Origin of the sequence: Hylemonella sp. W303a (assembly GCF_046452315.1) — a bacterium.
GTDB lineage: Bacteria > Pseudomonadota > Gammaproteobacteria > Burkholderiales > Burkholderiaceae_C > Hylemonella.
This window is the reverse complement of the sequence record NZ_JBKFDG010000009.1, coordinates 24,474-48,819: the sequence shown is the minus strand read 5'-3', so window position 1 is coordinate 48,819 and position 24,346 is coordinate 24,474. Positions and strand designations below refer to the sequence as shown.

Genomic DNA, 24,346 nt, shown 5'->3' with positions numbered 1-24,346 from the left:
GTTTTGGGTACAGTTCTTGCGGAGATTCAAGGCACATCGCACATCAGAGGAGGACACCGTGCAACAGAAAGTCGCTTACGTGACCGGCGGCATGGGCGGCATCGGCACCGCGATTTGCCAGCGCCTGCACCGTGATGGTTTCAAGGTCATTGCCGGTTGCGGACCGACGCGCGACCATGTCAAGTGGCTGGCAGAACAGCAGGCCTTGGGCTACACCTTCCATGCCTCGGTGGGCAACGTCGGTGTCTGGGAATCGACCGTGGAAGCCTTCGCCAAGGCCAAAGCTGCGCATGGCCCGATCGACGTGCTGGTCAACAACGCGGGCATCACCCGTGACCGCATGTTCCTCAAGATGACCCGTGAGGACTGGGATGCCGTGATCAACACCAATCTCACCTCGATGTTCAACGTGACCAAGCAGGTCGTGGGGGACATGGTCGAAAAAGGCTGGGGCCGCATCATCAACATCAGCAGCGTCAATGGCGAGAAAGGCCAGGCTGGTCAGACCAACTACTCCGCCGCCAAGGCGGGCATGCATGGTTTCACGATGGCCTTGGCCCAGGAGTTGGCGGGCAAGGGCGTGACGGTGAACACCGTGAGCCCGGGCTACATCGGCACCGACATGGTCAAGGCCATCCGTCCCGACGTGCTTGAAAAGATTGTGGGCACCATCCCGGTCAAGCGCCTGGGGGAGCCGGGCGAGATTGCTTCCATCATCGCTTGGCTCGCGAGCGACGAAAGCGGCTATTCGACCGGGGCCGACTTCTCGGTCAATGGTGGCCTGCACATGGGCTGAGCTGCGGTCGTTCTGCCCCCAAGGGCGCTGGCCTGTAGGGTGCCCTCGTTGACAATCGAGGCCATGCTGCCCGAACTCAAAACCCTGGCCCTGTTCTTGCTGACCGCGTTGGCTGAAATTGCAGGGTGCTACTTGTCCTGGCTCTGGCTGCGCGAGGGCAAAAGCGCTTGGTTGCTATTGCCTGGTGCGCTGTGCTTGGCGCTCTTTGCTTGGTTACTCACCCTGCACCCCACTGCGGCGGGCCGTGTCTATGCCGCATACGGCGGTGTCTACGTTTGTGCGGCCTTGCTCTGGCTTTGGTGCGTGGAGGGCATCCGGCCGGGCCTCTGGGATGTCGTAGGAGGCGTTGTGGCCCTGTCCGGCATGGCCATCATCATGTTCGCGCCGAGGCACTCCTAGAGGGTTCCGTCGCCGAGCCCTTGCGCAGCGTGGCTTGCGCGAAGATCCAAGTCATGGTCGCTGCGCCCGCGATGCACGCCACCATGGGCAGACCGGTGCCATCGGCGACCTGGCCAGAGATGGCGATCATGAGCGCGCCAGTGCCGAACTGCAAGGTGCCCAGCAGCGCCGACGCGGTGCCGGCGATCGGGCCGTGGCTTTCCAGCGCCAGGATGGCCGAGGTGGGCACGATGAGGCCGAGAAAGCCAAAGCCGATGAAGAGCAGCCCCAGCATCACGGGCAAGGCTTCAACACCCAGGGCGAACAGCATCAGCAGGGTGAGCATCACCGCAGCGTGGCCGTGCGCGGCCACCCGCACCATGGGCTTGAGACCGAAACGTCGGCTCAAGCGGCTGGTCAATTGCGACATCCCGATGAAGGCCGCCGCGTTCGACGCAAATGCGATGCTGAACTGCCGTGTCGTGAGTCCGTAGTGGTTGATCAGCACGAAGGACGAATTCGCGAGGTAGGTGAAGAAGGCCGCGATGCCAAAGGCACCAATGAAGACCAAGCCCAGAAAGTGCCGATCCGTCACCAGCGTGCGGTAACTGCCAAGCACCATCGACCAGTCACCGATCGGCTTCTGCGTTCCGTGGCCGACGCGCGCTTCTCGTTCTGTCGCGCGAACCTCGGCGGGACGCGTTTCCCTCAATTGCGTCCCCATCAGCAGCAGACCCAGCAAACTGGCGCCCAGCATGCCCCAAAAACTGCTACGCCAGCCCAAGGCATCGATCAAGAAGCTGCCGAGCAGCGGGGCCAGGATGGGGGCGACGCTGAAGACGAGCATGAGCATGGACATCATGCGCAAGGCCTCGTGTCCGGTGTAGAGGTCGCGCACCACGGCGCGCGGAATGACCGTGCATGCGCAGGCGCCCAGGCCTTGGAAGAAGCGCATGAACAGCAGGAACTCCACGTTGGGCGCAAAGGCGCAGCCCACACTGCCGACCGCGAAGAGAACCAGGCCAAAGTACAGCGGAGGTTTGCGTCCCAGCATGTCCGAGACGGGCCCGTAGACCAACTGGCCGACACCCAGCGCGATGAAGAAGATCATCAAACTGGCTTGCACTGCGCCGATGGAGGCTTGGAGTTCTTGCCCGATCAGGGGTAGGGCGGGCAGGTAGAGGTCGATGCCGAGGGGGCCGACGGCGGACAGCAGGCCCAGGACGAGGGCCGTGCGCAAGAAATTCTGTTGCATGGGGGAGCGGAATGACAGCGGGGGCGGATTGTGGCACGCCCTGGCTTGGCTTGCTGGCGCTTGGGCATGCCACCCGCATTAGACGCCACGGTTCCTTCCGGGCCCTACTTGCGCCGCAATTCCTCGCGCTCGCGTTCGTAACTGTCGTAGCTCTTGCCGCCCACGCCTTCGTTCACCCTGCGCATGCAGTCCTCGTAAGCCCCGGGCGGCTGTTGATTGCACTGCTGGCGGGCGCTGGCGCGGGAGCCTTCGTACCAGGCTTGCGTCGTGCACCCCGCAAGCAGTGACGCGCCGGCCAAGATCAGCAAAAAGGCCCGGCGCCAGCGGGAATGGATGTCCGGGCGTGGCGGCCGGGTCGTCATGTCAGATCACCTTGGCGCTGCGCAGTTCTTCGATCCGCGCCTTGCCATAGCCCATCTGAGCCAGCACTTCCTCGGTGTGCTCGCCCAGCAGCGGTGAACGTGTCACGTCCACGGGACTGTCCGAGAGCTTGATGGGATTGCCCACGGTCAGGTACTTCCCGCGCACCGGATGGTCCACTTCCACGATGGTCCCCGTGGCGCGCAGGGAGGTGTCTTCGGCGATCTCCTTCATGGACAGGATGGGACCGCAAGGAATGTCATGCTCGTTGAGGATGTCCATGGCCTCGAACTTGGTCTTGGTCTTGGTCCATTCCTCGATGCGCGCGAAGATCATCTTCAGGTGCGGCAGGCGCGCCTCGGGCGTGGCGAAGTGCGGGTTGGTGATCCAGTCTTCCTCGCCGATGACCTTGCAGATCGCGGGCCAGACGGCACCTTGCGTGATGAAGTAGATGTAGGCGTTCGGGTCTTTCTGCCAACCCTTGCACTTCAGGATGGAGCCGGGCTGGCCACCACCCGAAGCATTGCCTGCGCGCGGCACGGCCTCCCCAAACTCGATGTCCGGATACTGAGGATATTCCTTGAGCACGCCCGTGCGTTCCAGGCGCTGCTGGTCGCGCAGCTTGACGCGGCAGAGGTTGAGCACGGCGTCCTGCATGGCGGCGCTGACCTTCTGTCCGCGACCCGTTTTCTCGCGCTGGAAGAGGGCGGTCACGATGCCCAGGGCCAAGTGCAGACCGGTCCCGCTGTCGCCGATCTGAGCCCCCGTCACCGTGGGCAAGCCATCCGGGTCACCGGTGGTGGAGGCTGCGCCGCCCGTGCATTGCGCGACGTTCTCGTAGACCTTGCAATCTTCGTAGGGACCGGGGCCGAAGCCCTTGATCGAGGCCAAGATGATGCGTGGGTTGATTTCCTGAATTCGTTCCCAACTGAACCCCATGCGATCGAGCGCGCCCGGCGCGAAGTTCTCGACCATGACATCGCATTGCTTGATCAGGTCCACCAACACGTCCTTGCCCTTGGGGTCCTTGGTGTTGAGCGTGATGGACCTCTTGTTGTGGTTGAGCATGGTGAAGTACAGGCTGTCCGCGCCTGGGATGTCGCGCAGCTGCGCTCGCGTGGCGTCGCCTTCGCCCGCTTTTTCCACCTTGATCACGTCCGCGCCAAACCATGCCAACAATTGCGTGCAGGTGGGGCCCGACTGCACGTGCGTGAAGTCGAGGATGCGGACTCCTTCGAGCGCCTTGGTCATGAAAAAAACTCCAGAAGTTGAAAACTCTTGTGGTGAATGCGGCATTTTTTGCCGCCGGACCGCTCCAAGGCAAAAAAGCACCCCCTCGGGGGGCAGCGACCCGCGCAGCGGCGGAGCTTGGGAGCATTCATTCAATTGTTGCTTGAAATGCGCGCATCACCTCGCCGAGGACCCATGGTCATCGGCATGTCAAATATTCCAAATGATTATAGGGAGCACCCTTGTGTACGCAGCCTGCGCGATCGCACTGTTCCATGCAGAACACCTTTGCTTTTTTGGGTGTGCTCCTGCGCAGTGAAAAGGGGTTTCGTTAAAGGAAAAAAATCGAGAAAGTGTTGACCAAGAAAAACGGCGCCACTCCCAAAGGAGTGGCGCCGTCTCAGGCACGTTGCAGAGGTCGGTCAGACCGCCTTGTTGCTGTGCATCTTGGTGATTTGGTCCTTGCTGTAACCCAGCTCGGCCAGCACCTCGTCGGTATGTTCGCCCAGAAGCGGGGAGGCCGTCACCTCGGGCTTGAGATCCGAGAACTTGATCGGGCTGCCCACCGTCCAGTAGCTACCGCGCACCTTGTGCGGCACTTCGACGATGGAGCCGGAGGCGCGCAGCGACTTGTCGTGCAGCAATTCCTTCATGGACAGCACCGGCGCGCAAGGGATGTCGTACTTGCGGAAGATGTCCACCGCTTCGAACTTGGTCTTGTCCTTGATGAAGTTCTCGATGGTGGCGAAGATGTCCATGATGTGCGGCTGGCGCGCCTTGGCCGTGGTGTAGTTGGGGTCCGTCTTCCATTCCGGTTTGCCCAGCGCGTCGCAGATCGGTTCCCAGGCATGGCCCTGAATCGTGAAGTAGATGTAGGCGTTGGGGTCGGTTTCCCAGCCCTTGCACTTCAAGATCCAGCCCGGCTGGCCGCCGCCGCCCGCGTTGCCACCGCGCGGCACCACGTCGCCGAACTTCTCGTGCGGGTACTGGGGGTACTCCTCCAGATAGCCGACTTTGTCCAGGCGCAGTTGGTCGCGCATCTTGACGCGGCAGAGGTTCAGCACGGCATCCTGCATGGACACGGCCACCTTCTGGCCCTTGCCGGTTTGCTGGCGGCCGATGATGGCGGTCAGGATGCCGATGGCCAAATGCATGCCGGTGTTGGAGTCACCCAGGGCGGCCGCTGAGATGGTTGGGCCTGCGTTCTCGCCCTTCCACCAACCGGTGGTGGACGCCGCGCCGCCCGCGCACTGCGCCACGTTTTCATAAACCTTGAGGTCTTCGTAGTGGTGGCCGTCGGAGAATCCCTTGACGGAGGCGAGGATCATGCCGGGGTTCAGTTCCTGAATGCGCTGCCAGGTGAAGCCCATGCGGTCCAGCGCGCCGGGACCGAAGTTCTCGACCATCACGTCGGACTTCTTGATCAGCTTCTCCAGCACTTCCTTGCCCTCGGGGGTCTTGGTGTCCAGCGTCAGCGAACGCTTGTTGCTGTTGAGCATCGTGAAGTAGAGCGCGTCGGCGTCAGGGATATCACGCAGCTGGCTGCGTGTGACGTCGCCGGCACCCGGGCGCTCGACCTTGATGACGTCAGCGCCGAACCAGGCCAGCAACTGCGTGCAGGCGGGGCCGGCTTGCACGTGCGTGAAGTCGATGATCTTGATGCCCTTGAGGGGTTTGTTTCCGGACATTTTCTGCTCCTTCTGAAATAAGTCCCGTCGATGCGGAACGGGTTTTGAATGGGTGTTGTATCTAGGATTACTTCTTGATCGCGGCAGCCGGGTTCAGGCTCGTGATGCGGCCGCTTTCCGTGCCCGCCGTCTCGTCGATGATGGCGTTGATCAGCGTGGGCTTGCCGGACTTGAGGGCGTCCTCAATGCCTTTGCGCAGCTCGGCCGTGGTCTGGGCATAGACGCCCACGCCGCCGAAGGCTTCCATCAGCTTTTCGTAGCGCGCGTCCTTGACGAACACGGTCGGGGCCACGTCGGCGCCGCCGGTCGGGTTCACGTCGGTACCGCGGTAGACACCGTTGTTGTTGAAGATCACCACGCAGACCGGGAGGTTGTAGCGGGCGATGGTTTCCACTTCCATGCCCGAGAAGCCAAAGGCGCTGTCGCCGCAGACGGCGACGACCCGCTGGTTGCTCTCGACCGCGGCGGCGACGGCGAAGCCCATGCCGATGCCCATCACGCCCCAGGTGCCCACGTCCAGGCGCTTGCGCGGCTTGTACATGTCCACGATGGAGCGGGTGAAGTCCAGGGCGTTCGCACCTTCGTTCACCAGCAGGGTGTCGGGGTAGGCCTTGAAGATGTCGCGCACCACGTTGAGCGCGCTGTGGAAGTTCATCGGCTTCGGATCCTTGGCCAGGGTCTCGGCCATCTTGGCGATGTTCTTGCTCTTCTTGTCGTTGATGGCGCTGGTCCACTCGGCGGGCGGCTTGGCCCAGCTGTTGCCGATGCCGTTCAGCAGCGCCGCGACGCAGGAACCGATGTCCCCGGCGATGGGCGCGTCGATGCGCACATTGCTGTCGAATTCAGTCGAGGCGATGTCGATCTGGATGAACTTTTGGCCCCCCCAGTCCTTATGATCCTTGCCGCCCCAGGTCTTGCCCTTGCCGTGCGACAGCAGCCAGTTGAGGCGCGCGCCAATCAGCAGCACCACGTCGGCCTCGGGCAGCACGAAAGACCGTGCCGCCGCCGCCGATTGCGGGTGGGTGTCGGGCAAGATGCCCTTGGCCATGGACATGGGCAGGTAGGGGATACCCGTCTTCTCGACCAGGGCCTGGATGTCGGCATCGGCCTGCGCGTAAGCCGCACCCTTGCCCAACAGGATCAGGGGCTTCTTCGCGCCCTTGAGCAGGTTCAGTGCGCGCGTGATGGATTCCGGCGCGGGGATCTGGCGCGGAGCCGGGTCGACCACCTTGATCAGCGAGGCCTTGCCCGCAGCGGCGTCCATGGTCTGCGAGAACAGCTTGGCTGGCAGGTCCAGATAGACACCGCCCGGACGGCCTGAGACCGCAGCGCGGATGGCGCGGGCGATGCCCACGCCGATGTCTTCGGCATTGAGCACGCGGAAGGCCGCCTTGCACAGCGGCTTGGCGATGGCGAGCTGGTCCATTTCTTCGTAGTCGCCTTGCGACAGATCCACGATTTCACGCTCGGAAGAGCCGGAAATCAGAATCATGGGCCAGCAGTTGGTGGTGGCGTTGGCCAGGGCGACCAGGGCATTCAGGAAGCCAGGCGCGGACACGGTGAGGCACACACCAGGCACGCCTTTCGCGCCGTTCATGAAACCGGCGATCGCCGCTGCATTGCCGGCATTGGCTTCATGGCGGAAGGAGATCACCCGCATGCCTTCGGCCTGCATCATGCGGGTCAGGTCGGTGACCGGGATGCCGGGCAAGCCGTAGATGTTGCTGATGCCGTTGAGCTTGAGCGCATCGATGACGAGGTGGAAGCCATCGGTCAGCGTGCTGGTTTGGGCGTCGTTGGACATGGTGCGTCTCTCTGCTGTGTTGCTGTAAAAGTTATCGTCGGCCATTGCGCGCGGCATGCCGCACAGGGGCGGCAGGCACGCGAAGGTGCAACGCGGGGGTATGATAGGAAGCTGTTTTGGAGGCTCCATTGACCACGGTCAATTTCGGAACAAAGACCTCGGTCAATCAGAGTAGCGCTAACCCGGAGCCCCCTGCCGGCGCGGAGGGCGTGTGCGCGTGGAAAGCATGAGCAGTATCGAGAATCACCCGGAAAAAAACATCATCCGGGTCCAGTTGCGCCAAAACCAAGTGCTCAAGGATCTGGGCGTGGAGGCTCATCAGTTCCTCGAACCCCATTTGACTGTCGTGGATTGCAGCAAAGGCGATTTCCTGCTGCATCAAGGCGTCCACGAGATGGAACAGTATTTCATCCTCGACGGCGTGCTCAAACGCGTCGTGGCCAATCCCCAGGGCAAGGAAATGATCCTGCGCTTCGCGGCAGAGCGGGAGATGGAAACCAGCTACGCCGCCTGGATGCTGAAAACTCCGGCGCCCTACAGCATCGTGTCCGTGACCAAGGCCCGGGTGGTCAAATTGCCCATGCCCGAATGGATCGCCTTCCTGGAGCAACACGCCGAGGAAAAGCGCTTGTTCGAGCACAGTGTGATGAGCCACATGAGCGAGATCATGGCGCACACCATCACCCTGCACCTGCTGGACGCGCCAGGGCGGGTGCACCGCTTTCTTCGCAAGCATGGTGAACTGTTTGACCGCATTCCCAAGAAGGAATTGGCGGCCTATCTGAATCTCTCGGCCGAGACACTCAGTCGCCTGAAACAGCGCGGCAAGATTTGAACCTCGGGCTCGTCGCATGGTTTGAAGCCTCATCCAGCGAACCACCCGCTGTGCCTGCACGAAAAAAGGCCCGCTTCGATCAGAAGCGGGCCTTTCGCCTTGAGTTGCAGTGCCTGTCGCCGGGTATCAATCCACCGGGCGTTCGGCCGCGAACTGCTGCTGCTTGGGCGTCTTGACCAGCGCAATCAGCTTGGAGATCAGCGGCCAGAACAGCATGACCAGCGCCAGGGCAGTGATGCCACCCACCAGGGCGTTGGAGAACATGATGCTCAGGTCACCCTGTGACAGCAGCATCGACTGTCGGAACGCGTCTTCTGCCTTGTCGCCTAGCACCAGGGCCAGCACCAGCGGAGCAAGCGGGTAATCCAGTTTCTTGAACACGTACCCGACCACGCCGAACAGCAGCATGAACCAGATGTCGAGCATGGCGTTGTGCACGGTGTAGGCACCGATCGCGCAGATCACGATGATCACCGGGGCAATGATCGAGAAGGGGATGCGCAAGATCGAGGCGAACAGCGGAACGGTGGTCAGCACGACGATCAAGCCTACCAAGTTGCCCAGGTACATGGATGCGATCAGGCCCCAAACGAAGTCCTTTTGCTCGACGAAGAGCAGCGGGCCGGGTTGCAGGCCCCAGATCAGCAGACCGCCCAGCAGCACGGCCGCCGTCGGGGAGCCAGGGATGCCAAGGGCCAGCATGGGCAGCAGAGCGCTGGTGCCAGCGGCGTGTGCGGCGGTCTCCGGTGCGACCACACCCTCCAGTTCACCATTGCCGAAGTTGTTGCCGTTCTTGGACATCTTCTTGGCCACGCCATAGCTCATGAAGGAAGCCGGCGTCGCGCCACCGGGCGTGATGCCCATCCAAATGCCGATCAGGGAGCCGCGCAGCGATGTTGCCCAGTAGGCAGGGAGTTGCTTCCAGGTATTGAACACCACCTTCGGGTCGATGCGTGCGCTCTTGCCGTTGAAGGCCAAGCCTTCTTCCATCGACAGCAGGATTTCGCCGATGCCGAACAGGCCGATCACCGCGATCAGGAAGTCGAAGCCGCGCATCAGTTCGTGGAAGCCGAAGGTCAGACGCAGTTGGCCCGTCACCGTGTCCATGCCGACACAGGCCAGCGCGAAGCCCAGGGTCATCGAGGCCAGGATCTTGAACGGCGAGCCCTTGCCCATGCCCACGAAAGAGCAGAAGGTCAGAAGGTAGACCGAGAAGAACTCCGGCGGGCCGAACTTCAGCGCGAATTTAGCGACCAGCGGTGCGAGGAAGGTGATCATGACCACCGCGACGAAGGCGCCGATGAAGGACGAGGTGAAAGCACCCGTGAGCGCCTCGCCGGCCTTGCCCTGTTGGGCCATCGGATAGCCGTCGAACGTCGTCGCGACGGACCAGGGCTCACCCGGAATGTTGAACAGCACCGAAGTGATCGCACCGCCGAACAGCGCGCCCCAGTAGATGCACGACAGCATGATGATGGCCGAGGTGGGGTTCATGCTGAAGGTCAGCGGCAGCAAGATGGCCACGCCGTTGGCGCCGCCCAAGCCCGGCAGCACGCCAATCAGAACGCCCAGGATGATGCCCACGAACATCAACAGGAAGTTCATTGGTGATATGACGGTCGCAAACCCGTGGAACAGTGCGTTGAGTTCTTCCATTTTCTTTTGTCTCCGAGATTGATCCGCGTGTTTGTTTTCAATATCCCAGGAAGCTCAGCGGATCCAACGAGCCTTTGTGCAGCGGTACTTTGAACCAGACTTCGAACATCAGGAAGAACAGGGTGTTCACGGCCAAGCCGACGATCAAGCTCTTGATCCAGCCGTATTTGCCCAGGTACACCATGAAGAGGGTGATGTAGATCGCCGAAGCGACGTAGATGCCGATCAGGCTCACCGCCGCCACGTAGACGATGGCAGGGACCAGCACAGCCAGCACGCGGCCCATGGACTCACGGTCCACGAAAGCCTCGGCGTTCTTTTCCTTGGCCTTGCCTTTGGCCAACAGGTTTTGAGCGAGCACGCCCAAGCCCGAGATGCAGAGGATGACGCCAATGTAGTAGGGGAAATATCCCGGTCCGGGGCCGTCGTCGCCCCACTCGGCGCCGAGTTGTCGGCTGCCGAAAACCACGAGCACGCCCAGGAGAAAGACCAACACCGCGACCACGGCGTCGACCGTGCCGTTGGTGGCGAGGGCGCGGCCCTCCTCGGAAGTTTGATTGGATTCCATGACGAGATGACTTCTGACGATTACTGACTCAAAAAAAGCCGGGCCTCGCTGACGGTGCTGTGTCGTCCTTCAAGGCCCGGCGTGCTGTCTACTTCCGTAGGTCGACCGGTTTACTTCGCCAGGAAGCCGGCTTCGGTCATCAGTTGGCGGTGGTTCGCTTCCGCGGTGGTCAGCCACTTGGTGAAGTCAGCACCGCTCATGCTGGTCTGGTTGAAGGCGCCTTGTTCCATGGCGGCCTTCCAATCCGGTGTTTCACGCACCTTGGCCAGCAGATCGACGTAGTACTTGATCTGGTCGGCGCTGACACCGGGGGACGTGAAGATGCCGCGCAGCATCACGTAGTCGGTGGGCACGCCCGATTCCTTGCAGGTCGGAATGTCGTTCCAGCTCTGCGTGTCCGTCACCTTGGCCTTGTAGGGCAGGCGTTGGTCATCGAACACGCACAGCGCGCGCAGCTTGCCCGCGCGCCATTGGGCCACGGCTTCGGCGGGGTTGTTCACCGTGGAGTCGATGTGGCCCCCCACGAGTTGCACGGCCACTTCGCCGCCGCCCTTGAAGGGAACGTAAATGAACTTGGTTCCGGTGGCCTTTTCAAGACCCACGGTGATGATCTGGTCTTCCTGCTTGGAGCCGGTGCCACCCATCTTCATCTTGTTCGGGCCAGCGGCCTTCACGGCATCGATGTACTGCTTGGCGGTCTTGTAGGGCGTGTCGGCGTTGACCCAGAGCACGAATTGGTCCAGCGCCATCATCGACACCGGTGTCATGTCCTTCCAGTTGAAGGGCACGCCGGTTGCCAGCGGGGTGGTGAACAGGTTGGACAGGGTGATGATGATCTTGTGCGGATCACCCTTGGCCTCCTTCACGGACAGAAAACCTTCCGCGCCTGCGCCGCCCGACTTGTTGACGACGATGAGCGACTGCTTCATGAGGTTGTGCTTAACGATGATGCCCTGGATCAAGCGGGCCATCTGGTCAGCGCCGCCACCCGTGCCAGCGGGCACCACGAACTCGACCGGCTTGCTCGGTTCCCAGGCCTGAGCCGCCATTGGGGCGACCAGGCCAGCGGCCGCGATGACAGCGGCGGCCACCGTGGCCACCTTGGTTTTCAGTCTGGCTTGAAAGCTCTTCATCTTTGTCTCCTGTTGACGTTGCACCGTCGCGGACGGTTTTAGGACGTGGATTTCTTCTTCGATAGCCGCATCGAATGGACTCATTCGCATCAGCACCAATCGATGGGGCGTACTCTAAATTTTGGAGCTGAAATCCTCTTGATTGCGGTCAACTTTCTTTATTTTTAAGAGGCCTCCTAGGGTTTCCGTGATTGGGGCTACTCCGAGTGTGGGGGATCGCAGCATGGGCCAAAGCGAGGGCAAACACCAATGAAAGCGCGTTTCGCAGGCGCAACAAAAAAGGCAGCCCCGTCGTGTGACGGGACTGCCTTGCAGTGTGAGTTTCAAAAATTCGTAAAGTGACTTCAGCCTTGCCTGAACATCGCCAGTGTCATCTCGCTGACTCTTGCAGTTGGCAAAAAGTCATCTCTCCATGTGCCACGCGAACCGTGAGATTCAGCTTGCCGCACGCAGCCCGTGTTCGCGAGCGAAGGTTGCGGCGTCCACCTTCTTGCCGCCTGCCCCCCCGATCTGCGCCTTGACCCGCAGCACCTCGATTTCGCCGCCTTGCACCGCGATGAAGATGGACTGCGCCGCGATCTCCACGATGTCACCCGGCTTGCCTCGCACGCCAGCGAAAGTTCGGGTCACATGCTTGCGACAGTCATAGACCGAGACCTTCATCGGTCGGCCTTGGCTGTCGCTCATCTCGAACCAGGCCCCTGGCGCAGGATTGCAGGCGCGAATGAGGTTGTAGACCTGGTCCACATGCCGAGCCCAGTGAATCCGCGCCTCCTCGGCCTTGAACCAGCCTTCGTAGCTGGCCTGGCTTTCGTCTTGGATGCTCTCGGTGTGCCGTCCCGTGACAACCAAGTCAGCGGCTTCCAGCAGAGCCTGCACGCCCAAGGGGAAGAGCTTGTTGAAGTAGACGTCGCCCAGCGTGTCATCGGCCTCGATCGTGCAACGCTTTTGCAGGATGACGGGGCCTTCGTCGAGTCCATCGGTGGGCCGGAAGATGGTCAAGCCAGTTTCGGTCGCGCCCAACGCAATCGGCCAATTGATGGAGGAAGGGCCGCGATGCCTGGGCAGCAGGGAGGGGTGGTACTGGATGGTGCCATGCTTCGGAAGGTTCACGAAGCTCTGCGGGGCGAATTGCAGCACATAGGCCATCACGCCCAGGTCTGCATCCAGCGCGCGCAGAGCGGCATGCGCTTCCTCGCTCTTGAGGCTAGCGAATTGAAAGACCGGCAGACCGGCCGCCTGCGCAGCCTCCCGCAGGGCGTCTGGCTTCTCTCCGGGCTGCTCGGGTTTGCAGAACACGCCCACGACGGTGTCACCCTGGGAGGCGCCGCGCGCGAGAAAGGCGTGCAACACGGCCTTGCCGAAATCCTGTTGACCGATGAGGGCGATGCGCATGAAGTGGGCGGGGGAGTGTCGCTGGCTGATGTGCCGATGCGCGTGAAGGCAGCGGCGCGGAAAGAGGGTGTCTGCAATGGTCCCACCGGACCGGCATCCTGAACCAGGGGTTCAGGTGGGCGAGGTCAACCCAGCCTTGGGTTCATCTGACGCGAGACGATCACGCTGGCGGGGCAATGTTCCAAGCCCTTGCTCAAAGAGCATTGGTTCAAGGAAATATAAAGCCCGGCAGGCATTGCAGACCGGCACATTGTAGGCGCAGCGCGCCGACCTGCACAGGCGCGCGCCTTCAATCAAATAAGACGCCCGTCCTCGCCCAGCGCGACGTCCAGCCGCTCGATCAAGGCATTGAGCGCCGCTTCGCTCTGGGTGGAGTCCGGCGGGACGGACGAAGAGGGTGCCATGGCTTCCGAGCGCCCCGCCTTTTCGTCGCTCGCTGGCGACGCACCCAGATCAAACGCCAGGTTCAGCGCCGCGAGCACGGCGATACGCTCGCGCGCCTTGATCTTGCCCGCGTCGCGGATCTTGCACATCGCATCGTCCACGCGCTGCACCGCCTGGCGCAGACGCTCCTCACCGCCTTCAGGCGCGCCCAACAAATAGCTTTGTCCCATGATCTGAACTTCGAGCTGTTTCATGGGCTGTCCTTGAGGTCTTCCTTGTTGACCGGCTCGCCGATGCGTTCCAGCAGCGCGTCCACGCGCGTGCGCGCCGCCAACAGGCGCTGCTTGAGCTGATCACGTTCCGCGGTCAGCTCGTCGACCTGGCCGACCAGCAGTTGATTGGTGCGCTGCAATTCTTCGTATCGCACGAGCAGGCGGTCGACGCGTTCGACCAATGCTTCGATGGGGGTGGGTTCGGACATGGATCGGTGGTGAAAGTGTTCCCATTCTAGGGTTTGCGAGAGATTTCGAACGTAGAATCTCCGCCGTTGGTGCTCGCGGCGTGGTTCACAGGCCGCAGTTCAACGGGAAGCAGGAAGGCGCGCCGTCACGCGGTCAGCCCAACCTGCGCTGCCCCCGCAACGGTAAGTGGACGCGCCTCCAATCTAAAACGAGGCGCCGCTTTCCTCACTGGCCACTGACTGCCCTGAACAAGCAGCTGGGAAGGCGAGGAAGGTTGCTTCCATCAGCCCGGATACCGGCCAACGAGGTGGATGCGTGCTTCTGTGCGCATCCGTGACGTCCATGCCCTGGCGGGGAAGCCGGGGAAGGACTTCGTTTGCGTTCCCTTTCCAATGAAAAATTGCGTTTCCTGTCAGCGCTCGATTGTGCTCGTGCTGACCCTGGTCGCCGCGGCCTCCCTGCACGCCCAATCGGCTGAACTCCCACCCACTGTCGTGACGGCCACGCGCACCGAATCGCGCGCCGACGCGGTGCTCAGCGACATCACCGTCATTACCCGAGATGACATCGAACAGGGCACCGGTCGCACCGTGGCCGAGCTGCTGGCCCGCGTCGCTGGCGTGCAGATGTCGTCCAATGGCGGCTTGGGCAAGACGTCCAGCATCTATATCCGTGGCGCCGAGAGTCGCCACGTGCTGCTCCTGGTGGACGGTGTGCGCGTGGGTTCGGCCACCACCGGCACCCCCAATTTCGACACCATTGCGCTTGAGAGCATTGAACGCATTGAAGTGCTCAAGGGGCCGGCCTCGGCGCTGTACGGCAGCGACGCCATCGGCGGCGTGATCCAGATCTTCACCCGCCAAGGGCGCGAAGGCTTTTTCCCTCAGGCCACGGCTACGGTGGGCAGTGCCGGTCGACGTGAGGTCAGTACCGGTCTGAGTGGCGGCGGCAAGGAGGTGTCGTACAGCCTGGGCGTGCAAACCTTGCGGGAAAAGGGCTACTCGGCTACCAATTCCAATGTCAAAAGCCGCTACCACGATGACCTGGACGGGTTCTCCCAGGACAGCGCCAACGCCTCCCTGGCCTGGCGCTTTGCACCCGGATGGAAACTCGACGCGCGCGTGCTCTATGCGGACGGCGTGAATGACTCCGACAGTGGCTCTGGCAGCTATGACACGCATACCGATTTCCAGGCCCAGAACTATGGCTTGGGCCTGGAAGGCCGCTTGTTGCCAAGCTGGACATCTCGCCTGGCCTACGGTGGCAATGACGACAAGTCGACCTACTATTCAAGCAGCACGACATCGCGCACGGACACGCACCAGGATCAATGGTCCTGGCTCAACGAGATCGGCACACCGCTGGGCTTGTTGCTGGTCGGCCTGGAGCGTCTGGAGCAAAACGTCAGCAGCACCACGGACTATGCGTTGACCCAGCGCAGCGTCGATTCGATCTTCGTAGGTCTCAATGGCAATGCTGGCAGCCATGGCTGGCAGCTCAACGTACGCCAGGACGACAATTCGCAGTATGGCGACGCGACCACCGGCTTGGTGGGCTATGGCTACAAGCTGACTTCGCAGCTGCAGGTGCATGCCTCGTACGCCACTTCGTTCAAGGCCCCGACATTCAACCAGCTGTATTACCCCCCTGACTCCGATGGCGATGGCGGCAATCCCGACCTGCATCCCGAAGAAGGGCGCAACCGCGAGTACGGTGTGAGCTATACGCCGGGCACGCAGGAATACAAGGTCGTCTACTTTGACAACCGTGTCCACAACCTGATCACCGGCTGGCCACCAGAGAACATCGACAAGGCACGTCTGCGAGGCTGGACCTTGAGTCACAGCAGCCAATTCGATGCCTTGGCGCTGCGTGCCACGCTGGATGTGTTGGAGGCCCGTGACGAAAAGACAGGCAACCACTTGCCGCGCCGCGCCGATGAGCAATTGACCCTGGGGGTAGACCATCGGATTGGCGCCTGGAAGTATGGCGCGACCCTGCTGGCGGCATCTGAGCGCTACGACAACGCCGCCAACACCGTCAAGTTGCCCGGCTTCGCCACCTTGGACACCTATGTGGACTACGCCCTGGCACGCGACTGGTCCGTGCAGGCGCGCCTGAACAACTTGGGCGATAAGGAGTACCAGACAGCCAATGGCTACAACCAGCAGGGCCGCGCTGCTTACCTGACCCTGCGCTGGGCGCCCCGCTAAGCTAGGCCCATGACCACCCCCTCACGCTGTCCCGCCCTGCTGATCGCTGCCCCGTCCTCGGGCCAAGGCAAAACCACGGTCACGGCGGCCCTGGCACGCCTGCATGCGCGTCAGGGGCGGCGGGTGCGGGTCTTCAAGTGCGGCCCGGATTTCCTGGACCCGTTCTGGCATACGCTGGCCAGCGGTGCGCCCGTGCACCAGCTGGACCTGTGGATGACGGGCGAGGCCGATTGCCGCGCACGCCTGCACGCGGCGGCGCAGGAGGCCGACCTGATCCTGGTCGAGGGGGTGATGGGCCTTTACGACGGCCAGCCCAGCGCGGCCGACCTGGCGCGCCGCTTCGGTCTGCCGGTGTTGGCCGTGATCGACGCTTCGGGCATGGCGGGCACCTTGGGGGCCTTGGTTCACGGTCTGCAGCATTACCAGCAAGACTTGCCCTGGTTTGGCGTGCTGGCCAACCGCGTCGGCAGCGAGCGTCATGCCAGCATGTTGCGGCAGGGCTTGCGTGAGCCCGGGCATTGGCGGGGCGCTTTGTCACGCAATCCGGCGTGGGTTTTGCCTGAACGCCATCTCGGCTTGGTCGCCGCGACCGAACTGGACGATGCGCTGCAGCGCCTCGACCTCGCCGCTGACGCGCTGTCAGATACCCCGCTGGGCCGCATGACGCTCGATGAGCTTCGCTCGCGCTGCGGCGTGGACTTCGACTTCCCATTGCCAGGCACCAGCGCGCCTTCGCCCGCGCTGCTCCAAGGCCGCACGGTGGCCGTGGCCCGTGACGCGGCCTTCTGCTTCCTCTACGCCGCGAACCTCGAATGCCTGCGGGCCCTGGGCGCGCGGCTGGTCTTTTTCTCGCCACTCACCGACGGTGTCTTGCCCGCCTGCGATGCGGTCTGGCTGCCCGGTGGGTATCCCGAATTGCACGCCGCGCGCCTGGCCGCGAACCACGGCCTGCGCGACAGCCTGCGCGCGCACGTCGCCGCGGGGCGGCCCTTGTGGGCCGAGTGCGGCGGCATGATGGCTTTGTTGGAGCGCATCACGGACGGGCAGGGCGTGACCCATGCGCTCTGGGGCTTGCTGCCCGGCGCGGTCACCCTGCAAAAGCGCCTGGCCGCCCTGGGGCCGCAGGCGCTGCGGATCGACGGCTTTGAGCTTCGCGGCCACACCTTCCATTACTCCACCTGCGACACGCCGCTGCCAGCGCGTTGGCGCACCCACTCGCCGCTGGGCGAGTCGGTGGTCGGCGAAGGCGAGGCGGTTTACGCGCACGGCAGCATCGTCGCCAGTTATTTCCATGCCTGGTACCCTTCGGCGCCCGAGCTGGTGGCACGTTGGTTCGGCGCGGGCCAGCCACAGTCCGAGGCCTTGGCCGCATGAACACCACCCTGACCCTCGCCCGCAGCGAACTCATCCTCGGCGGCCAGCGCAGCGGCAAGTCGCGTCGCGCCGAACTGCTGGCGCGTGACTGGCTGGCCGCGTCCGCCGATCACCAGGCGGTGCTGATCGCCACCGGGCGTGCGCACGACGAGGAGATGCGTGCGCGCATCGCGCGGCACCAGCAGGATCGCGCCTTGCGCGTGCCGGGCCTGCGCACGGTGGAAGAACCCTTGCGGCTGGAGGAGGCCATCGCGGCGCACAGTCGTCCCGGCACCCTGCTCGTGGTGGACTGCCTGACCCTGTGGCTGACCAACCATCTGATGCCCATGGAGGGCGTCGCGGCAGAGGCGCCCGTGGACGCGCTGCTGCAGGCGCTGCGCGCCGCGCCCGGCCCGGTGATCCTCGTCGGCAACGAAATCGGCCTGGGCGTGATCCCGCTTGGGCGCGACGTGCGTCAGTTCGTGGACGCCCTGGGTCGACTCAACCAGGAGGTGGCCGCGATCTGTGAGCGCGTCACCTTCATGGCCGCGGGCCTGCCGCTCACGCTGAAAGGAAGCGCATGACCTTGCGCCTTGCCATCGCGCTCGTCCTCACGCTGCTGATGGCCCAGGCCGGGCCTGCCCAGGCGCTGACCATCACCGACCAGCGCGGCGTCACCGTGCGTTTCGCGCAGAGCCCGCAACGCATCGTGAGCCTGTTGCCCTCGCTGACCGAGAGCATTTGCGCGCTGGGCCAGTGCCAGCGCCTGGTCGGCGTGGATCGATATTCCAACCACCCTGACAGCATCGCGCGCCTGCCCCGACTGGGGGGGGGCCTGGACCCGAGCATCGAGGCCGTGGTGGCCTTGCGGCCCGATGTGGTGTTGTTGTCGATCTCGTCCCGCGCCAGCGAACGCCTGGAAGCCCTGGGCCTCAAAGTCGTCGCGCTCGAACTCAAAACCCATGCCGATGTGCGGCGCGTGTTGCAGACCCTGGGTCAGCTGCTGGAGGTGCCCGCCACCGAGCCTGAACGGCTCTGGCGCGAGATCCAGGACGGCGTGGACGCCGCCGCGCGCAGCCTGCCGCCCGCCGCGCGCGGTCTGCGTGTGTACTTCGAGGTCAGCCGTGGGCCCTACGGCGCGGGCGAGGTCTCGTTCATCGGCGAGACCTTGACACGCCTGGGCGCGAAGAACGTGATCCCGGCCGAGTTGGGGCCTTTCCCGCGCCTCAACCCCGAGTTCGTGGTGCGTGCCGACCCCGACCTCATCATGATCGGCAACCGCAGCATGCAAGCGCGCGCGCCGTACCCCGGCTGGGACCAGATGCGCGCCGTGCGCGGCCAGCGCCTGTGTGTTTACGGCGTAGAGGACTCGGACGTGGTCGTGCGGCCCGGTCCGCGCATGGCCGAGGCAGCGCGCATCATGGCGCGCTGCATGGCCGAGAAGTTGGCCCTGCCGGAGTCCGTCGGCCCGGCTTCCGCGCCGAATCGGGAGCGCCCATGAGGCATAAGGCGTCCGCCCTCGGCCTGGTTCTGTTGCTGCTGTCGGTCCTGCTGCTTGCGCTGGGCGCCAGCGTGGGCAGCACGGGATTTGAGAGCCTGTTGCGCGCCGCGCAGGACCCGGTGGCCGCGCAGATCGTCGGGCAGATCCGTCTGCCCCGCACCCTGGGCGCCTGGTGGGCCGGTGCGCTGCTGGGCCTGGCTGGCGCCGTGGCGCAGGGCCTGTTTCGCAATCCGCTGGCCGATCCTTTCCTGCTGGGCAGCGCCTCGGGGGCCTCGCTGGGCGTGGCTTCGTCCATCGCCCTGCTGGGCACCCACTCGGGGGGAACATCCAGTCTGGCCTGGTTCACGCGCCTGGGGCTCACGGGCGCGGCCTTCCTTGGCGCCGTGCTCGCGGTGCTCTTGACCCTGCAGCTTGCGCGTGGCGTGCAGCACACCTTGCGTCTGCTGCTGGCCGGCGTCATCGTGGGCGTGGTGCTGGGCGCGGCCAAGGACTTGATCACGCTGGCTGCGCCGGACATCGTGCCTGCCATGCTCGGTTTCAACCTCGGCAGCGCGGGATTCGTGGGCTGGTCGGGCTGCGCGCTGATGGCCAGCATCGGCTTGCTCTGCGCGCTGGCGGCTTGGGTCTGCGCGCGCGCGCTCGATGGCCTGAGCCTGGGCGAAGCCACGGCGGCCAGTCTGGGCCTGCCCTTGGCGCGCATGCGTGTGGTCCTGGTCGCCGTGCTCGCGCTGGCCACGGGCACGGCGGTGGCCCAAACGGGACTGATCGCTTTCGTGGGCCTGGCCGCACCTCACCTGGTGCGCTCCATCGTCAAGACCACGCACGACCGCTCGCTCCTGCTGTCGGCCTGCATGGGCGGCGTGTTGTTGATGTCGGCTGACATCTTGGCGCGCTGGCTGATCGCGCCGCAAGAGCTGCCCGTGGGCGTGCTGACCGCCGTGCTGGGAGGCAGCTACCTGCTCTGGCTCATGCACCGGCGCACGCGGGGCGGGGGAGGGCTGGCATGACGCGGCGTGACGCACATCCCGCGTTCCCGCTCGCGGCGGATGCGCTTTCGGTGGCTGTGCCCGTCTTGAGCGCGCGCGGCCTGTACGTGAGCCTGGGTGCCACCGGGGTGTTGCGCGCGGTGGACCTGGACCTGCGCGCCGGTCGGTGGACCAGCATCGTGGGCCCCAACGGCGCGGGCAAATCCACGCTGCTCAAGGCCTTGGCGGGCTTGCTGCCCCTGGCCGGTGGCGAGGTGCGCCTGCTGGGTGAACCCTTGCAGCGCTTGCCCGCCCGCACCCGCGCGCGCCGCCTGGCCTGGCTGGGCCAGAACGAGGGCGCGAGTGACGATCTGACGGTGCACGACGTGGCGATGCTCGGCCGGCTGCCCCACCAGGCCTGGCTGGCCCCGCCCAGCGCCGCCGACCATGCCGCCGTTGAGCGCGCCCTGCGGTCCACCCAAGCTTGGGATTGGCGCGACCGGCCGCTCGGCCAACTTTCGGGCGGCGAGCGCCAGCGCGTGCTGTTGGCGCGCGCGCTCGCCGTCGAGGCTGAGGTGCTCCTGATGGACGAGCCCCTGGCCAACCTCGACCCACCGCACCAGGCCGACTGGCTGGCCGTGGTGCGCGCTCTGGTGGCGCAAGGGCACACCGTGGTCAGCGTGCTGCATGAGATCAGCATGGCCTTGCAGGCCGACGATGTGGTGGTCATGGCGCAGGGCCGCTTGAGCCACCATGGCGCGAGCGGCGACGCCACCACCCACGCCGCGCTCAAGGAGGTCTTCGAGCACCGCATCGCCATCCACGCGATGGATGGGCAGTGGGTGGCACTGCCCCAGGCACCCCTGGCACCCCAGGCACATCCGCGCTGATACGCTTGCAAGACCGACGCCACCTGATTTTTTTTCCCGTTGTTCCATTCACACCAAGGAGTCACACCATGCACATCGAACCCGGACTGGTGGATGCCAGCAAGATTTTCCTGAGCTACGCTACCGGCACCGCCGCGGCGCTTTACGCCAGCAAGCTGGCTTGGGAGGCGCTCAAGAAAGACGGCCCGTTCTCCCTGCTCGCGCGCAGCCTGCTGTGCGTCGGGCTGGTGTTCTGCTTTTTTGAAGTGCTGCCCCACCATCCGGTGGGCGTGTCGGAGGTGCACCTCATCCTGGGCACCACCTTGCTGCTGGTCTTTGGCGTGGCGCCGGCCGCGCTGGGCCTCGCGGGGGGCCTGGCGATCCAGAGCTTGTTCTTCGCCCAGCAAGACTTGCCGCAGTACGGCATGAACGTGACCACCTTGCTGGTGCCCCTGTTCGCCACGCACGCCCTGGTGCGCCGCATCGTGCCCGAGCACCTGGCCTATGTGGACTTGAGCTACCAGCAGGCCTTCAAACTGTCGGTGGCCTACCAGGGCGGCATCGTGGTCTGGGTGGCTTTCTGGGCGCTCTACGGCCAGGGATTCAACGCGGCCAATCTGGCCCAGATCGGCAGTTTTGGCGCCGCCTACATGACCGTCGTGGTGCTGGAGCCCCTGGTAGACCTGGCCATGCTGGCCTTGGCCAAGGCGCTGCATCGCCTGCGCGGTAGCGCCTGGGTTGAGCAGCGCCTCTACGCCGCGGCTTGAGTTCACGCGCCATGTCACGCGGACCGCTGCGCCCCGTTCGGCTCCCACCGTGCCTTCGGCTCGGTTGACCCCGTGCGATTGACACGCATGGCCGAGCCAATGCTCTTGCACGCCAACGGGGCCTGCGCGCCCGTTCGGGCCGTTCAGGTGAAGGGGTGGTGCCCGGGCGCCTTGCGGCCCATGGCCGCGGGCGACGGGCTCTTGGTGCGCGTGCGACCGCGCGCCGGGCGGCTCAGTGGTGAACAGGCTCAGGGACTGGCCGCGTTGGCCCTGCGGCATGCCCGGCCTGAACTGGAGCTGACCAACCGGGCCAATTTGCAGCTGCGGGGCGTGCAAGCCGCGCAGTACCCGGCTCTGCTGGAGGGACTGCGCTCGCTCGGGCTGCTGGACGCCAGCGCCGAGGCCGAAGCCCGACGCAATGTGCAGGTGCAGCCATTCTGGACCGACGCTGACCCCACGCCAGCGCTGGCCCGCGAACTGTCCGATTTGTTGGCGCGCGACGACGCACCCAGCTTGCCCGCCAAGTTCGGTTTCGCGGTGGACACCGGCCCGCATCCCTGTCTGCGTGGCGCGCTCGCCGACGTGCGGCTGGAGCGCCATGGCGACGCCGTGCTGGTCTGGGCCCAGGGCGCCCAACACGGTCGCGTGGTGGCTTTTGCCGATGCCGCGGCAGCCGCGCTGGCGTTGGCGCGGTGGTTCCTCGATTTCGGTGCCGTGGACCCTGGCTGCACCCGCATGGCCGATGCGCTGCGCCGTCAGACGCTGCCCACGGCATGGACGACGGTGCCGGTGCCGCCAGCCAACGATCAGGCGCCTGCTCTCGGCCCGCATGCGGCAGGGCAGCTGCTGGGATTGCCCTTGGGCCTGGTCCACGCCCGCACGCTGGCGGCGCTGGGCCAGCGCGGTGGGCTGCGCCTGACGCCTTGGCGCTGCCTGCTGCTGGAAACAGGGGGCCCTGTTCCGGCCTGGCCTGAACTCATCACCGCGTCCGACGATGCGCGGCTGCGCGTGGCCGCCTGCACAGGCGCACCCGCCTGCGAGCAGGCGGCACGGTCCGATGTAGCCCCTCGCGCGCTGGCCCTCGCGCTGGCACCCTTGGTGCCCGCGGGGCAGCGCTTGCATGTCTCGGGCTGTGCCAAGGGCTGCGCCCATCCCAGAGCAGCCACCACCCTGGTCGCCACGGAGCAAGGGCTGGATCTGATCTGGAACGGCACGGCCGCCAGCCGGCCTGACCACCGTGGCCTGAACCCCGAGACCGTCACTCGACTCTTCCAACCCTTCCCGCCTTCCCATGCCGCACAGTTTTGAACGCGATGGCGAGGCCATCTACCGGCAGTCGTTCGCGATCATCCGATCCGAGGCCGCGCTCGACCGCTTCTCGCCCTTGGAAGAGCAGGCGGTGGTCCGCATGATCCACGCCGCGGGACTGGTCGGGCTGGAGCGGCACGTGGCCTTCACGGACGGCGCGGCCGAGGCCGTGCGCGACGCGCTGCGCGCCGGCGCGCCCATCCTGTGCGACGCGCGCATGGTCAGCGAGGGCATCACCCGCAAGCGGCTGCCCGCCGACAACGCCGTGATCTGCACCTTGCAGGACCCACGCGTGGCTGAATGGGCCCGTCAGTTGGCAACCACGCGCAGCGCCGCGGCCTTGGAACTGTGGCGGCCGCACTTGGCGGGCGCCGTGGTCGCGATTGGCAACGCGCCCACGGCGCTGTTCCATTTGCTCAACATGTTGCAAGACCCGGCTTGCCCGCGCCCTGCGGCGGTCATCGGCTGCCCGGTGGGTTTTGTCGGGGCTGCGGAGTCCAAGGCCGCGCTGTTGGACACCCAGGGCCTGCCAGCCCTGGTGGTGCAAGGCCGCCTGGGTGGTTCGGCCATCACGGTCGCCGCCGTCAACGCGCTGGCCTGCGAGAAGGAGATTTGATGGGGCGCATCATCTGTGCCGGTCTGGGGCCGGGCGATCCCGAGCTGATGAGTGTGCGCGCTGACCGTCTGGTGCGGTCCGCGAGTCACGTGGCTTACTTTCGCAAGAAGGGCCGTCCGGGCCAGGCTCGCAAAATGGTGGAGGGTCTGCTGGCCCCCGGCGTGACCGAGTATGCGATGGAGTACCCCGTCACCACGGAGCTGCCTTTTGACAGCGCGGACTACAACGACTGCCTGGCCCGGTTCTATGACGGTTGGGCGGACCGCTTGGCCCACGAGGCGAGCGCGCGGGACGTCGTGGTCCTGTGCGAGGGGGACCCGTTCTTCTATGGCTCCTTCATGCACCTCTACACCCGGCTGCGCGGCCGCGTGGCGGTGGACGTGGTGCCCGGTATTCCAGGGATGGTGGGGTGCTGGTGGGCCACGGGCTCGCCCATGACCTGGGGCGATGACGTGCTCACCGTGCTCATGGGCACCATGCCCGAGGATGATCTCGTGCGCCACATCGAAGCGGCCGACGCCATCGCCATCATGAAAACGGGCCGCAACCTGCCGCGCGTGCGCAGCGCGCTGGCGCGCGCGGGCAAACTGGAGCAAGCCTGGTTGGTGCAGCACGGCACCATGCCGCAGCAACAGATGAGTCGCCTGGCCGACACGGCGCACGAGGTTTGCCCGTATTTCGCCATCGTGCTGGTGCACGGGCAGGGCCGCAGGCCGGAGGTGGCGGAATGAGCGCGGGCAAGTGGCTGCAGCGGTTGCAGCGGTTGCGAACGGCACTCGTGCAAGCCCCGTGCGGCGAGTCACGCAAACAA

At 64.7% G+C, this 24,346-nt stretch carries 24 protein-coding genes and 1 riboswitch; of the genes, 13 read left to right on the top strand and 11 right to left on the bottom strand.

Annotated elements, in window-relative coordinates:
* The first annotated feature begins 58 nt into the window (after nucleotides 1-58).
* Both phbB and ACLBKS_RS15590 read left to right on the top strand, forming a co-directional pair.
* Nucleotides 59-796 carry an acetoacetyl-CoA reductase gene (gene phbB, locus ACLBKS_RS15595; protein ID WP_410193726.1) on the top strand — a complete coding sequence of 246 codons (738 nt, stop codon included), beginning with the start codon at nucleotides 59-61 and terminating at the stop codon, nucleotides 794-796.
* Nucleotides 797-862: 66 nt separating this feature from the next.
* Nucleotides 863-1,195: a YnfA family protein gene (locus ACLBKS_RS15590; RefSeq protein WP_410193750.1), complete on the top strand. Its 333-nt coding sequence runs from the start codon at nucleotides 863-865 to the stop codon at nucleotides 1,193-1,195.
* Here ACLBKS_RS15590 and ACLBKS_RS15585 read toward each other — a convergent pair.
* From ACLBKS_RS15585 to oxc, 5 genes are all read right to left on the bottom strand, one after another.
* Nucleotides 1,170-2,429, bottom strand: a complete 1,260-nt coding sequence (locus ACLBKS_RS15585) for a multidrug effflux MFS transporter (RefSeq protein WP_410193725.1) — start codon at nucleotides 2,427-2,429, stop codon at nucleotides 1,170-1,172. The two genes, ACLBKS_RS15590 and ACLBKS_RS15585, sit on opposite strands and share 26 nt — an antisense overlap.
* Before the next feature lie 104 nt (nucleotides 2,430-2,533).
* A complete protein-coding gene (locus tag ACLBKS_RS15580; protein ID WP_410193724.1) occupies nucleotides 2,534-2,791 on the bottom strand; it encodes a hypothetical protein in 258 nt (85 codons plus the stop codon).
* A 1-nt stretch (nucleotide 2,792) separates the two neighbouring features.
* The gene (gene frc / locus ACLBKS_RS15575) at nucleotides 2,793-4,040 is read right to left on the bottom strand and encodes a formyl-CoA transferase (RefSeq protein ID WP_410193723.1); all 1,248 of its coding nucleotides are present in this window, start codon (nucleotides 4,038-4,040) and stop codon (nucleotides 2,793-2,795) included.
* 401 nt (nucleotides 4,041-4,441) lie between these two features.
* Nucleotides 4,442-5,707: a formyl-CoA transferase gene (frc, locus tag ACLBKS_RS15570; RefSeq protein WP_410193722.1), complete on the bottom strand. Its 1,266-nt coding sequence runs from the start codon at nucleotides 5,705-5,707 to the stop codon at nucleotides 4,442-4,444.
* 67 nt (nucleotides 5,708-5,774) lie between these two features.
* Nucleotides 5,775-7,511 carry an oxalyl-CoA decarboxylase gene (gene oxc, locus ACLBKS_RS15565; RefSeq protein WP_410193721.1) on the bottom strand — a complete coding sequence of 579 codons (1,737 nt, stop codon included), beginning with the start codon at nucleotides 7,509-7,511 and terminating at the stop codon, nucleotides 5,775-5,777.
* A gap of 226 nt (nucleotides 7,512-7,737) precedes the next feature.
* On the opposite strand from oxc, the gene ACLBKS_RS15560 reads away from it, so the two are divergent.
* Nucleotides 7,738-8,346, top strand: a complete 609-nt coding sequence (locus ACLBKS_RS15560) for a Crp/Fnr family transcriptional regulator (RefSeq protein ID WP_410193720.1) — start codon at nucleotides 7,738-7,740, stop codon at nucleotides 8,344-8,346.
* A gap of 126 nt (nucleotides 8,347-8,472) precedes the next feature.
* Here ACLBKS_RS15560 and ACLBKS_RS15555 read toward each other — a convergent pair whose 3' ends face one another.
* The 6 genes from ACLBKS_RS15555 to zapB all read right to left on the bottom strand — a co-directional run bounded on the left by ACLBKS_RS15555 (nucleotide 8,473) and on the right by zapB (nucleotide 13,963).
* Nucleotides 8,473-10,002, bottom strand: coding sequence for a tripartite tricarboxylate transporter permease (locus ACLBKS_RS15555; protein ID WP_410193719.1), 1,530 nt, complete (start codon nucleotides 10,000-10,002; stop codon nucleotides 8,473-8,475).
* Between the two features lie 37 nt (nucleotides 10,003-10,039).
* Nucleotides 10,040-10,570 carry a tripartite tricarboxylate transporter TctB family protein gene (locus ACLBKS_RS15550; protein WP_410193718.1) on the bottom strand — a complete coding sequence of 177 codons (531 nt, stop codon included), beginning with the start codon at nucleotides 10,568-10,570 and terminating at the stop codon, nucleotides 10,040-10,042.
* Nucleotides 10,571-10,680: 110 nt separating this feature from the next.
* Entirely contained in the window at nucleotides 10,681-11,703 is a 1,023-nt protein-coding gene (locus tag ACLBKS_RS15545; protein WP_410193717.1) for a Bug family tripartite tricarboxylate transporter substrate binding protein, read from the bottom strand.
* Nucleotides 11,704-12,138: 435 nt separating this feature from the next.
* Nucleotides 12,139-13,098, bottom strand: a complete 960-nt coding sequence (locus ACLBKS_RS15540; protein WP_410193716.1) for a methionyl-tRNA formyltransferase — start codon at nucleotides 13,096-13,098, stop codon at nucleotides 12,139-12,141.
* Between the two features lie 293 nt (nucleotides 13,099-13,391).
* A complete protein-coding gene (locus tag ACLBKS_RS15535; protein ID WP_410193715.1) occupies nucleotides 13,392-13,736 on the bottom strand; it encodes a cell division protein ZapA in 345 nt (114 codons plus the stop codon).
* Entirely contained in the window at nucleotides 13,733-13,963 is a 231-nt protein-coding gene (zapB, locus tag ACLBKS_RS15530; RefSeq protein ID WP_410193714.1) for a cell division protein ZapB, read from the bottom strand. Before zapB ends, ACLBKS_RS15535 begins: the two co-directional genes overlap by 4 nt.
* Before the next feature lie 50 nt (nucleotides 13,964-14,013).
* Nucleotides 14,014-14,262, top strand: a riboswitch (cobalamin riboswitch).
* A gap of 112 nt (nucleotides 14,263-14,374) precedes the next feature.
* Here zapB and ACLBKS_RS15525 point away from each other — a divergent pair.
* The 10 genes from ACLBKS_RS15525 (at nucleotide 14,375) to cobI (ending at nucleotide 24,266) form a co-directional block, all read left to right on the top strand.
* On the top strand, nucleotides 14,375-16,156 hold the full coding sequence (locus ACLBKS_RS15525) for a TonB-dependent receptor domain-containing protein (protein WP_410193713.1): 1,782 nt from the start codon (nucleotides 14,375-14,377) through the stop codon (nucleotides 16,154-16,156).
* A gap of 9 nt (nucleotides 16,157-16,165) precedes the next feature.
* Complete coding sequence (locus ACLBKS_RS15520; protein WP_410193712.1) at nucleotides 16,166-17,530, top strand: cobyrinate a,c-diamide synthase; 1,365 nt, start codon at nucleotides 16,166-16,168, stop codon at nucleotides 17,528-17,530.
* The gene (gene cobU, locus ACLBKS_RS15515) at nucleotides 17,527-18,093 is read left to right on the top strand and encodes a bifunctional adenosylcobinamide kinase/adenosylcobinamide-phosphate guanylyltransferase (protein WP_410193711.1); all 567 of its coding nucleotides are present in this window, start codon (nucleotides 17,527-17,529) and stop codon (nucleotides 18,091-18,093) included. Before ACLBKS_RS15520 ends, cobU begins: the two co-directional genes overlap by 4 nt.
* A complete protein-coding gene (locus ACLBKS_RS15510; protein WP_410193710.1) occupies nucleotides 18,090-19,010 on the top strand; it encodes an ABC transporter substrate-binding protein in 921 nt (306 codons plus the stop codon). The genes cobU and ACLBKS_RS15510 overlap by 4 nt, the downstream gene beginning before the upstream one ends.
* A complete protein-coding gene (locus ACLBKS_RS15505; RefSeq protein WP_410193709.1) occupies nucleotides 19,007-20,017 on the top strand; it encodes a FecCD family ABC transporter permease in 1,011 nt (336 codons plus the stop codon). The genes ACLBKS_RS15510 and ACLBKS_RS15505 overlap by 4 nt, the downstream gene beginning before the upstream one ends.
* On the top strand, nucleotides 20,014-20,865 hold the full coding sequence (locus ACLBKS_RS15500) for an ABC transporter ATP-binding protein (protein ID WP_410193708.1): 852 nt from the start codon (nucleotides 20,014-20,016) through the stop codon (nucleotides 20,863-20,865). Before ACLBKS_RS15505 ends, ACLBKS_RS15500 begins: the two co-directional genes overlap by 4 nt.
* Before the next feature lie 68 nt (nucleotides 20,866-20,933).
* Nucleotides 20,934-21,611 (top strand): energy-coupling factor ABC transporter permease, encoded by a 678-nt coding sequence (locus ACLBKS_RS15495; protein WP_410193707.1) that lies wholly within the window; start codon nucleotides 20,934-20,936, stop codon nucleotides 21,609-21,611.
* An 87-nt stretch (nucleotides 21,612-21,698) separates the two neighbouring features.
* Complete coding sequence (locus ACLBKS_RS15490) at nucleotides 21,699-22,919, top strand: precorrin-3B synthase (protein WP_410193706.1); 1,221 nt, start codon at nucleotides 21,699-21,701, stop codon at nucleotides 22,917-22,919.
* A complete protein-coding gene (locus ACLBKS_RS15485; protein ID WP_410193705.1) occupies nucleotides 22,903-23,535 on the top strand; it encodes a precorrin-8X methylmutase in 633 nt (210 codons plus the stop codon). The genes ACLBKS_RS15490 and ACLBKS_RS15485 overlap by 17 nt, the downstream gene beginning before the upstream one ends.
* Complete coding sequence (gene cobI, locus ACLBKS_RS15480) at nucleotides 23,535-24,266, top strand: precorrin-2 C(20)-methyltransferase (protein WP_410193704.1); 732 nt, start codon at nucleotides 23,535-23,537, stop codon at nucleotides 24,264-24,266. Before ACLBKS_RS15485 ends, cobI begins: the two co-directional genes overlap by 1 nt.
* Nucleotides 24,267-24,346: the final 80 nt, after the last annotated feature.